8 protein-coding genes are annotated in these 10,732 nt (G+C 59.4%); 6 read left to right on the forward strand and 2 right to left on the reverse strand.

Annotated elements, in window-relative coordinates; translation table 11 throughout:
* Positions 1-46: 46 nt before the first annotated feature.
* Entirely contained in the window at positions 47-1,546 is a 1,500-nt protein-coding gene (locus AAHA41_RS12935; protein WP_043850052.1) for an alanine/glycine:cation symporter family protein, read from the forward strand.
* Positions 1,547-1,614: 68 nt separating this feature from the next.
* Here AAHA41_RS12935 and AAHA41_RS12940 read toward each other — a convergent pair whose 3' ends face one another.
* On the reverse strand, positions 1,615-2,421 hold the full coding sequence (locus AAHA41_RS12940) for a crotonase/enoyl-CoA hydratase family protein (RefSeq protein ID WP_041207538.1): 807 nt from the start codon (positions 2,419-2,421) through the stop codon (positions 1,615-1,617).
* 166 nt (positions 2,422-2,587) lie between these two features.
* Between AAHA41_RS12940 and AAHA41_RS12945 the strand changes: the two genes are divergently transcribed.
* From AAHA41_RS12945 to AAHA41_RS12965, 5 genes are all read left to right on the forward strand, one after another.
* Entirely contained in the window at positions 2,588-4,375 is a 1,788-nt protein-coding gene (locus AAHA41_RS12945; protein WP_323069091.1) for a putative nucleotidyltransferase substrate binding domain-containing protein, read from the forward strand.
* A gap of 2 nt (positions 4,376-4,377) precedes the next feature.
* Positions 4,378-5,004: a 3'-5' exonuclease gene (locus tag AAHA41_RS12950; protein WP_323069090.1), complete on the forward strand. Its 627-nt coding sequence runs from the start codon at positions 4,378-4,380 to the stop codon at positions 5,002-5,004.
* 107 nt (positions 5,005-5,111) lie between these two features.
* On the forward strand, positions 5,112-5,423 hold the full coding sequence (locus tag AAHA41_RS12955) for a DUF485 domain-containing protein (protein WP_041207535.1): 312 nt from the start codon (positions 5,112-5,114) through the stop codon (positions 5,421-5,423).
* Positions 5,420-7,072, forward strand: coding sequence for a cation acetate symporter (locus tag AAHA41_RS12960; RefSeq protein WP_042032369.1), 1,653 nt, complete (start codon positions 5,420-5,422; stop codon positions 7,070-7,072). The genes AAHA41_RS12955 and AAHA41_RS12960 overlap by 4 nt, the downstream gene beginning before the upstream one ends.
* Before the next feature lie 163 nt (positions 7,073-7,235).
* Positions 7,236-8,828, forward strand: a complete 1,593-nt coding sequence (locus AAHA41_RS12965; RefSeq protein WP_041207533.1) for an ABC-F family ATPase — start codon at positions 7,236-7,238, stop codon at positions 8,826-8,828.
* A 276-nt stretch (positions 8,829-9,104) separates the two neighbouring features.
* On the opposite strand, the gene AAHA41_RS12970 is transcribed toward AAHA41_RS12965, so the two are convergent.
* On the reverse strand, positions 9,105-10,732 hold a 1,628-nt coding region (locus AAHA41_RS12970; protein ID WP_342697329.1), incomplete at its 5' end, for a peptidyl-prolyl cis-trans isomerase.

Below are 10,732 nucleotides of genomic sequence, written 5' to 3' on the forward strand. Positions count from 1 at the left end.
GATCTCGCCGGAAGTACAACACAAAACAACAAAGGAGTTGTTGTAGATGAATGAGATCGTCAATGCCATCAACGGTGTGATCTGGAGCCCTGCGCTCATCTATCTGTGCCTGGGGGTAGGCCTCTACTTCTCAGTACGCAGCCGCTTTTTGCAACTGCGCCATATGGCCGAAATGGTCCGGCTGATGTTTGATGGCAAGAGCACGGATGCGGGGGTCTCCTCCTTCCAGGCGCTGGCCATGACCCTCGCCGGTCGCGTCGGCACCGGCAATATTGCAGGTGTTGCCACCGCCATTACCTTCGGTGGCCCGGGTGCCATGTTCTGGATGTGGATGGTCGCCTTCCTCGGCTCCAGCTCCGCCTTCGTGGAGTCCACCCTGGGTCAGGTCTACAAGGAGAAGATCAACGGCGAATACCGCGGCGGGCCGGCCTTCTACATAGAGAAAGGGCTTGGCATGAAGTGGTATGCCTGGACGTTTGCCATCGCCACCATCTTCGCCTGCGGTGTACTGCTGCCGGGCGTGCAAGCCAACTCCATCGGCGCCAGTCTGCAGACTGCGTTTGATATCGATCCGAACGTGACGGCGGCCGGTCTGGCACTGCTGCTCGGCTTCATCATCTTCGGTGGCGTCAAGCGCATCGCCAACTTTGCCAGTACCGTAGTGCCCTTTATGGCGCTCGGCTACATCATCGTGGCCTGCGTCATCATCGCCCTCAACATTCATGCCCTGCCGGGCGTGATCATGCTGATCTGGAAAAGCGCCTTCGGTTTTGATGCTGGCTTTGGCGCCATTCTGGGTCTGGCCATCATGTGGGGGGTCAAGCGCGGGGTCTACTCCAACGAAGCGGGTCAGGGTACCGGGCCACACGCCTCCTCTGCTGCCGCAGTGAGCCACCCGGCCAAACAGGGTCTGGTGCAGGCGTTCTCCGTCTACATCGACACCCTGTTCGTCTGCTCTGCCACCGGTTTTATGCTGCTCATCACCGGCCTCTACAACGTGCAGGGACCGGATGGCGCAGCCATCTACACCGGCATCGCCGGCGTGGCTGCAGGCCCGGGTTATGTGCAGACCGCCATGGAAAGCATGATGCCGGGCTTTGGCAGCATGTTCGTGGCCATCGCGCTGTTCTTCTTCGCGTTCACCACCATCGTCGCCTACTACTACATCGCCGAGACCAACATCGCCTACATCAACCGCAAGGTGAACCGTCCCTGGCTGACTTTTGTGCTCAAACTGACCCTGATGGCCTCTACCGTCTACGGTACCGTCAAGACCGCCGAGCTAGCCTGGGGCATGGGTGATATCGGGGTAGGTCTGATGGCCTGGCTCAACATCATCGCCATCCTGCTGCTGCAAAAGACTGCCTTTGCCTGCCTGCGTGACTATGAGGCACAGCAGGCCAAAGGGCTGGATCCGGTGTTCCACCCGGAGAAACTCGGTATCAAGAATGCCGACTACTGGGCTGGCCATCGCTCCGAAGACAACCTGGAACAGGAGAAATCCGGTCACCCCTTCGAGCCGGATCTGGATCGCAAGATCTCCTGATGCAAGCAACTAAAATGCGTATAAAAATGGCAGCCTCGGCTGCCATTTTCTTTTCCTGTTGTTCAACCTCAGAGTGCGTTGCGCCGTGGCCCGAAGGGCAGCCGCCAGCGAAAAAGGCTGTTGAAGGTGGCGCGCCACTGATTGGGGCGTCCCAAAATCTGCTTTTGCAACCGGGTCTCTTCTTTCAGCATCGCCTCGTCACTGCGAGCCCAAGCCTGGCTGTAAAGCTGCTTGATCCCCGCCAGCGCATCGGGGGACTTGGTGATCAGAGTGCGGGCAAACTCCCGCGCCTCGACCAGCGGATCAGCGCAGACCCGGCTCACCATCCCGAGAGATTTCGCTTCGACCGCATCCAGCTCGCGCCCGCTCATGGCCAACTCCATGGCGGTATCCAGCCCCATCAGGTTGCGCATGGTGACGCTGCCGCTCATGTCGGGGATGATGCCCCACTTGATCTCCATCACCGAGAAACGGCAATCGGGGGTGCTAAACCGAAAATCGGCGCCAAGGGCGATCTGCAAGCCACCGCCAAAACAGACTCCCTGAGTGACTGCAATCACCGGCACCGGCAGCTGGTGCCAACCATAGGCGACCCGCTGGGCCAGATTGGTCGCCTCGTCCGCCTCGCGCTTGAGAATATCGAGGGCGGCAACCGGCTGGCGCAGCATCGATTTCACATCCAGTCCAGCGCAGAAGGCACGCCCTTCGCCATGCAGGATCACCGCTCGCAATCCCTTCAGTTGTGCAAGTTGCTTCAGCGTCTCATCGATAGCGCTGAACATGGCTCTGTCCAGCGCATTGAGCTTCTCTCCCCGCGACAGCACCACTTCAGCGATGCCGTCGTGGACCTCGCACTTGACCCTTGGTTTTTCCATCTCCGCTGTCCTCTCCTTGATCCCGATAATGAACACACTGGTCATACCACCAAGTTATCAGAGTGTGAACAAGCGGTACAGCTGAGACTAAAGTCGGCTGGTCGGTTCGGTTCACCTTTGTCACACTGGGCACAAGGGGTGCCCTATCCCGCCCGAGGACGCCGTCATGTCAATTCTGTTCAATTTTGCCAGACCACCGTTTGACAGGCTGGATGAAGAGACGCGTGAGCAGCTCGCCCGCCACCTCTCGCTCTGCTACTTTCGCGCTGGCGATACTCTGCTCAACGCGGGTGATGAACCTCCCGGGCTCTATCTCGTCATCAAGGGGGCGGTGGAAGAGTCGGCACCCCACCACCAGTTTGGTGACTATGGCGTCGACGATCTGTTCGATGTGCGAGCCCAATTTGACGGCCGCTGCCGCCATACTTTTACTGCGCTGGAAGACACCCTCTGCCAGCTTATCCCCCGCTCGGCCTTTCTTTCTCTCTGCGAACAAGACTCGCAGTTTGCCAGCTACTTCACCGCCAATCTGGCTGAACGCCAGCGTCAGCAGGAGCAGCGCGAACAGCTGGGACAGAAGAATCTGGCAGAATTTATCCTGACCCGCATCGAACCCGGTCATTTGCAAGCGCCGCTTATCGTCGACAGCAGGCTGTCATTGCTGGCAGCTACCGAAGCCATGGTCAACCAAGGGACAGATTGTCTGCTCTACCCCGCCCACGACGGTTCGCTCACGCTGGCCACCCGCAAGACCCTGCTCCACGCCCTGACCCTCAAGGGATTGCCAGTGACGGCGCCCCTCTCGGTACTGACCCCCACGCCGCTCATCGGTCTGCCACTGGAAAGCTATCTGTTTGATGCCCTGCTGCTGATGACCCGTCATCGCATCAAACGATTGGTGATCTGGCAGGGCAACGAGGTGGCGGGGATCCTGCAGCTGACCCAGGTGCTGGGACTCTTCTCTACCCACTCCCACGTACTGACGTTGCGTATCGCCCGCGCCGACACTCTGCCCGCGCTGGAGGCGGTCGCCCGCGAACAACAACAGCTGACCCGTTCGCTGTTTGCCCAGGGTATCCACACCGCCTTTTTGATGAAGCTCATCGCCACCATCAACGAGCAACTGATCGCCAAGGCTTTTGCGCTGGTGATCCCGCCCGAGGTGCAAGATAAGGTGTGTTTGCTGATGCTGGGCTCGGAGGGGCGTGGCGAGCAGATCCTCAAAACCGATCAGGATAATGCCCTGATCCTGCCGGAAGCGCTGGCGTGGCCCACCCAGGCAGCCGATCTGGCCGCATTCAGCGCGCTGCTGGAGCGCCTCGGCTATCCCCTCTGCCCGGGGCAAGTCATGGTGAACAATCCGGCCTGGGTAAAAACGGGCGATGAGTGGCAAAGCGCTATTGCCAGCGCCTGTACCACGGCCAGTGAGGAGGAGCTGCTCTGGCTGGCCACCCTGGCTGACGCCCACCCCATCGCCGGAGATCGTCAACTCCATCTGCCTGTTGCCAGAGCGCTGCGCGAGCAGCTGGCCGAGCGGCGAGATCTGCTGGCAGAGATGGTGCGACCGGCGGTGGCCTTTCACGCCCCCCTTACCCTGTTTGGCCGGATTGAGCAGCGCCCCGAAGGGCTTGATCTCAAGCGCGGCGGCCTGTTCCCGCTGGTCCATGGCATCCGGATGCTGGCCCTTGAGGCAGGCATTCTGGAGACCTCAACCCTGGGGCGCATCGATGCGCTGGTAGCGGCCGAGCGGCTCAGCACCAGCTTTGGCACCAACCTGGCAGAAGCGTTTCGGCTCTTTATCCGGCTGAGGCTACGCAGCCAGCTCAAGGGGGGCAATAGTCGGGTACAGACAAGCGAGCTCAGCCACAGCGAACGGGATCTGCTGCGTCAGGCGCTGCATCAGGTGAAGAAATTCCAGCAGTGGCTCACCTTGCACTTTCGTCTGAGGCAGTAGCCATGTTGAGCCATCTTCGCCGCATCTGGTACGGCCGGGATTTCCGGCAAGGGGAGTTCGCCAGGCTATTCCTGCCCACTCCCGATGATGAGATGGTCGCCCTTGATTTCGAGACCACCAGCCTTGATCCCGAGCAGGCCGAGATCGTCTCCATCGGGGCGGTACGCATCCAGGGCAATCGGCTGCTTACCGGCGAGGCCCTCACCATCAAGGTGCAAGCGCCCGCCACACTGAGCGAGCAGTCGGTGGTGATCCACGGTCTGCGCCATCAGGATCTGCAACAGGGTATGACGCTGGAAGCCGCGCTGCGCCTGCTGCTCGACTTTATCGGCCCGCGCGAACTGGTGGGTTATCACATCGCCTATGACCTGCGTATTCTCAACCTGGCTTGCCGTAAATTGTGGGGGTTGACCTTGCCACAACGAGGCATAGAGGTGAGCCAGCTCTATCACGATCACCTCTATCGTCGTTATCCCGATGCCGTTATCGATCTTCATCTGGAGGCGATCTGCCGCCATCTGGCGCTGCCTGCCCTGCCCGCTCACGATGCGCTGGCCGATGCCACCACGGCAGCACTTGTCTATCTCTGCCTGACCCGGGGCTCTGCGCTGACTTATCCCAAAGTCTAATTGTCGACAAATAACATTTAATTCACATTTTGCTTACATGAGCAGATTCCCTGCTCGTCGGGGTTACCCCATCCACCGCTGACACTCATATGTCATGGAGAACTGCAATGGAACAGCAAAGCTATCTGAGGATCCAGCAAGATCCCACCTTCCAGGAGCTGGTCGCCAAGCGCCAGCGTTTTGCCTGGGCCCTCTCGGCTCTGATGCTGGGACTCTACCTGGCGTTTATTCTGCTCATCGCCTTTGATCCCGGTTGGCTCGGTACCCCGCTCAGCGAGGGATCGACCATTACCCGCGGCATCCCGGTCGGAGTGGGGTTGATCCTCTCCTCTTTCGTGCTGACCGGCGTCTATGTGTTTCGTGCCAACGGCGAGTTTGACGAGCTGAACCAGAAGATCCTCAAGGGAGTGAAAAAATGAAAGGCAAACTCTTGCTGTTGGCCTCACTGGCCTCTTCACCCCTGCTGGCTGCCGATGCGATAAGTGGCGAGGTACATCGCCAGCCCCTCAACATTTCGGCCATTCTGATGTTCGTGGTGTTCGTGGCCGCCACCCTGTTCATCACCTACTGGGCCTCCAAGCGCAACCGCTCGGCCTCTGACTACTATGCCGCGGGTGGCCGCATCACCGGCTTCCAGAATGGTCTGGCCATCGCCGGTGACTACATGTCCGCCGCCTCCTTCCTCGGGATCTCGGCGCTGGTCTACACCTCCGGCTACGATGGTCTTATCTACTCCATCGGCTTTCTGGTGGGCTGGCCCATCATTCTGTTCCTGATCGCAGAGCGGCTGCGCAACCTCGGTAAATATACCTTCGCCGACGTTGCCTCCTACCGCCTCAAGCAGACCGAGGTGCGCACCCTCTCCGCCTGCGGCTCGCTGGTGGTGGTCGCCCTCTACCTCATCGCCCAGATGGTTGGTGCCGGCAAGCTGATCGAGCTGCTGTTTGGCCTGCAATATCACGTTGCCGTGGTGCTGGTCGGTATCCTGATGGTGCTCTACGTGCTGTTTGGCGGCATGCTGGCAACCACTTGGGTGCAGATCATCAAGGCGGTGATGCTGCTCTCCGGTGCCAGCTTCATGGCCATCATGGTGATGAAATCGGTCAACTTCGACATAGGCACCCTCTTTAGCGAAGCGGTGAAGGTACACGAGAAAGGGATCGCCATCATGAGCCCGGGTGGTCTGGTCGCTGACCCCATCTCCGCCATCTCGCTCGGTCTGGCACTGATGTTCGGCACCGCCGGCCTGCCTCACATCCTGATGCGTTTCTTCACCGTGAGCGACGCCAAGGAAGCGCGCAAGAGCGTCTTCTTCGCCACCGGCTTTATCGGTTACTTCTACATCCTCACCTTTATCATCGGCTTTGGCGCCATCCTGCTGGTCAGCACCAACCCGGCCTTCAAGGATGCCACCGGCGCCCTGCTGGGCGGCACCAACATGGCCGCAATCCATCTGGCCAATGCCGTGGGTGGCAGCCTGTTCCTCGGCTTCATCTCCGCCGTGGCGTTTGCCACCATCCTGGCGGTGGTAGCAGGCCTGACCCTGGCCGGTGCCTCTGCGGTCTCCCACGACCTCTACGCCAACGTCATCAAGCATGGCAAGGCCAACGAGGCGGACGAGCTGCGGGTCTCCAAGCTCACGACCGTGGTACTGGGTGTGGTCGCCATCGGCCTTGGCATCCTGTTCGAGAAGCAGAACATCGCCTTCATGGTGGGGCTGGCCTTCTCCATCGCAGCCAGCTGCAACTTCCCGGTGCTGTTCCTCTCCATGTTCTGGTCACGCCTGACCACCCGCGGCGCCGTCTACGGCGGCTGGCTGGGGCTGGCGAGCGCAGTCACCCTGATGGTGCTGGGCCCGACCGTGTGGGTGAAGGTGCTGGGTCATGCCCAGGCCATCTTCCCCTACGAGTACCCGGCGCTCTTCTCCATGGCGCTGGCGTTTGTCGGGATCTGGTTCTTCTCCATCACCGACAGCTCCCAGAGCGCGGCTGACGAGCATGCCAAGTTCCTGCCACAGTTCGTCCGCTCCCAGACCGGGCTGGGCGCCTCCGGTGCCACTTCCCACTAACGAGTAGCCATCACGCAAAAGCCGGCTTCATGCCGGCTTTTTTATTACCCGTCAACCGGCTACGCACCCAACTTGCCCCGATCAAGATCACAGTTCTTGCTAAACCTTTTGGGGGATCTGTGCCATAATGCGCGCCATTTGACAGATCAACCGGGACATTCCAGTGCTTTCGAGTAACAACATCACCATGCAGTTCGGCGCCAAGCCGCTGTTTGAGAACATCAACGTCAAGTTTGGCGGCGGCAACCGCTATGGCCTTATCGGCGCCAACGGCTGTGGCAAGTCCACCTTTATGAAGATCCTCGGTGGTGATCTGGAGCCCACTGGCGGTAATGTGAGCCTGGACGTCAACGAGCGCATCGGTAAGCTGCGTCAGGATCAGTTCGCCTACGAAGAGATGCGCGTACTGGACGTGGTCATGATGGGCCACACCGAGCTGTGGGCCGCCATCGCAGAGCGCGATGCCATCTACGCCAACCTCGAAGCCACCGACGAAGACTATATGAAGGCCGCCGAGCTGGAAGGTCTGGTTGCCGAGTATGACGGCTACACCGCCGAAGCGCGCGCAGGCGAGCTGCTGCTGGGTGTCGGCATTCCGCTCGAGCAGCACAACGGCCCGATGAGCGAAGTAGCGCCGGGCTGGAAACTGCGGGTGCTGCTGGCACAGGCCCTCTTCTCCAACCCCGATATCCTGCTGCTGGACGAACCGACCAACAACCTGGATATCAACACCATTCGCTGGCTGGAGCAGGTGCTCAACGATCGTGAAAGCACCATGATCATCATCTCTCACGACCGTCACTTCCTGAACTCCGTCTGTACCCACATGGCGGATCTGGACTACGGCGAGCTGCGCGTCTACCCGGGCAACTACGACGACTACATGCTGGCCGCCACCCAGGCGCGCGAGCGTCTGCTGGCCGACAACGCCAAGAAGAAGGCCCAGATCGCCGATCTGCAATCCTTCGTCTCCCGTTTCAGCGCCAACGCCTCCAAGTCCCGTCAGGCGACCTCCCGTCTCAAACAGATCGACAAGATCAAGATTGAGGACGTCAAGGTCTCCAGCCGCCAGAACCCCTTCATTCGCTTCGAGCAGGACAAAAAGCTCTATCGCAACATTCTGGAAGTGGAAGGTGTATCCAAGGGTTATGGCGACGGTCCCTTGTTCAAGGGCCTCAACATGATGATGGAAGTGGGCGAGAAGGTCGCCATTCTGGGTACCAACGGTATCGGTAAATCCACTCTGATCAAGACCCTTGTCGGTGCACTGGCTCCGGATACCGGCACCATCAAGTGGTCCGAGAACGCCCAGATCGGTTACTACGCCCAGGATCACGCCGAAGACTTCGACACCGACCTCAACGTGTTCGACTGGATGGCCCAGTGGAAACAGGAGAACGAAGACGAGCAGGCGGTACGCTCCATACTGGGCCGTCTGCTCTTCTCTCAGGACGACATCAAGAAGCCGGTCAAGGTGCTCTCCGGTGGTGAACAGGGTCGCATGCTGTTCGGCAAGCTGATGATGCAGCGCCCCAACATCCTGATCATGGATGAACCGACCAACCACCTGGACATGGAATCGATCGAATCCTTGAACATGGCACTGGAGCTCTATCAGGGCACCCTGATCTTCGTCTCCCACGACCGCGAATTCGTTTCCTCTCTGGCGACCCGCATCCTGGAGCTGACCGAAGATGGCATCCGCGACTTCGGTGGTACCTACGAGGATTACCTGCGCACTCAGGGCGTGGTGTAACCCCCGCCCTGCACAAGCTCGCAATGAAAACCGGCACTTATGTGCCGGTTTTTTTGTGTCCCATGTTTATGGCGACTGATATGGCTTACGGCTGCCCAGCGATCACAGAGAGCAAGGAGCAAGGAGCAAGGAGCAAGGAGCAAGGAGCAAGGAGCAAGGAGCAGGGAGCAGGGAGCAGGGAGCAGGGAGCAGGGAGCAGGGCTTGATTATTCCCCTCGCCCACAGATAAAAAAACGGCTCCATCAAGGAGCCGTTTTCACTGGATTGAACTGACGATTACTCGACAGTCGCTTCCACGCTGGTGAAGTACTCGATCTTGGCCGCTTTGCGCAACTCGTCGATCAGAGACTTGTAATCCACCTGTGCTTTGCCCTGACCCAGCTGACCTTGCAGCATGGCAACCATCTTGGAAGGCTCGGCAGGTACGTTCACCTTGTCCAGCGCCACCACGACTCGGTCACCGTTGCTCTCGGCAACCAGTGTCACACTCGGCTTGCCATCCTTGGGATGGGGCAGCGTGAAGGCTTCGGTAACCAGATTCTGATCCATCTCGCGATCGAAACGGGACACCCCTTTGTGGGTTTGTACCTTCAGACCCAGCGCAGCCAGATCGCTTTCGATGCTCTTGCCAGCCTTGAGCTTGTCCAGCAGGCCCTGGGCCTTGCCACGAGCCACTTCACCGGCCTTGTCATGCTTGATGGCGGCAATCACCTGCTCTTTCACCTCGGCCAGCGGCTTGACCGCTTTGGGCTTGTGACCGGTGATATGCAGTACCAGTGCCTTGCCGTCAGCCAGCTCGATCACGTCGGAGTTGGTGTTGTCATCACGCAGCTGCTCAGAGAACGCCACGGAGAGTACCTTGGGATCGTTAAGCGGAGCAGGAGCAGAACCCTGGCTGAAGTAGTCGGAGGATTGCACCTTCAGACCCATGGCCTCGGCGGTCATGTCCAGCGAGTCCGGGTTTTCGAAGCTGTTGTCAGCCATCTTCTGCTGCTCGGCAAAGAAGCGCTCTTTGGCCTTGTCGCTCTGCAGACGGTTGATGGTCTCTTCCTTCACATCGGCAAACGGCTTGGTCTGAGCTGGCTCAACACCCAGCAGCTTGATGATGTGGAAACCGAACGGGCTCTTGACGACGGCGGAGAGATCGCCCGCCTTGTTCAGGGCAAAGGCTGCCTTCTCGAAGGACGGATCCATCACCCCTTTCTCGAACCAGTCCAGTTCGCCGCCTTTTTTGGCGGAGAAGGTATCAGAGGAGTCGGCCTTGGCCAGCGCGGCGAAATCATCGCCCGCCTTGGCTTTGGCCAACACGGCTTCTGCTTTATGCTCGGCCGCTTTCTCATCCTTGCCAAACGGGATCAGGATATGGGCAACATGACGACGCTCGGGACGCTGGAACAGATCCTGATGCTGGTCGTAGTAATCCTGGGCATCCTGTTCGGTGACCTTGATATCCTTGGCAAGGCTGGTCGCATCCAGCAGCAGGTAGTCTACTTTCACCTGCTCGTCATTCATGAAGTGGGCGCCATTGGCCTTGTAGTACTGCTCCAGCTCGTTGTCGGAAACCTGTACGTCAGCCACGTAGTTGGCCGCCGCCAGACGCACCAGACGCAGATCGCGAGTCTGGTTGTAGAGCTTGTCGAGCTGCTCGGCTTCACCCTTGAGGGAGAACTCGGTACCCAGCAGGGCACTCATCAGCTGTTGGCGCACCATGTCCTGACGCAGGGAGTCGCGGAACATTTCGGGAGTCATGCCGGCACGACGGATCAGCTGCAGGTAACGATCATTGTTGAACTTGCCGTTCTCGGCAAACTCGGGCATGACAACGATGGCCTGTTTGATCTGCTCATCGCTGACGCGCAGACCCAGCTCGCGAGCCTTGCTGTCCAGCAGCGCCTGATCGATCA

This window comes from Aeromonas sp. SER, assembly GCF_038739615.1.
GTDB lineage: Bacteria > Pseudomonadota > Gammaproteobacteria > Enterobacterales > Aeromonadaceae > Aeromonas > Aeromonas jandaei.

Coding starts and splice junctions, on each gene's coding strand:
- AAHA41_RS12935 (WP_043850052.1), top strand. CDS start 47: ATGAATGAGATCGTCAATGCCATCAACGGTGTGATCTGGAGCCCTGCG.
- AAHA41_RS12940 (WP_041207538.1), bottom strand. CDS start 2,421: ATGGAAAAACCAAGGGTCAAGTGCGAGGTCCACGACGGCATCGCTGAA.
- AAHA41_RS12945 (WP_323069091.1), top strand. CDS start 2,588: ATGTCAATTCTGTTCAATTTTGCCAGACCACCGTTTGACAGGCTGGAT.
- AAHA41_RS12950 (WP_323069090.1), top strand. CDS start 4,378: ATGTTGAGCCATCTTCGCCGCATCTGGTACGGCCGGGATTTCCGGCAA.
- AAHA41_RS12955 (WP_041207535.1), top strand. CDS start 5,112: ATGGAACAGCAAAGCTATCTGAGGATCCAGCAAGATCCCACCTTCCAG.
- AAHA41_RS12960 (WP_042032369.1), top strand. CDS start 5,420: ATGAAAGGCAAACTCTTGCTGTTGGCCTCACTGGCCTCTTCACCCCTG.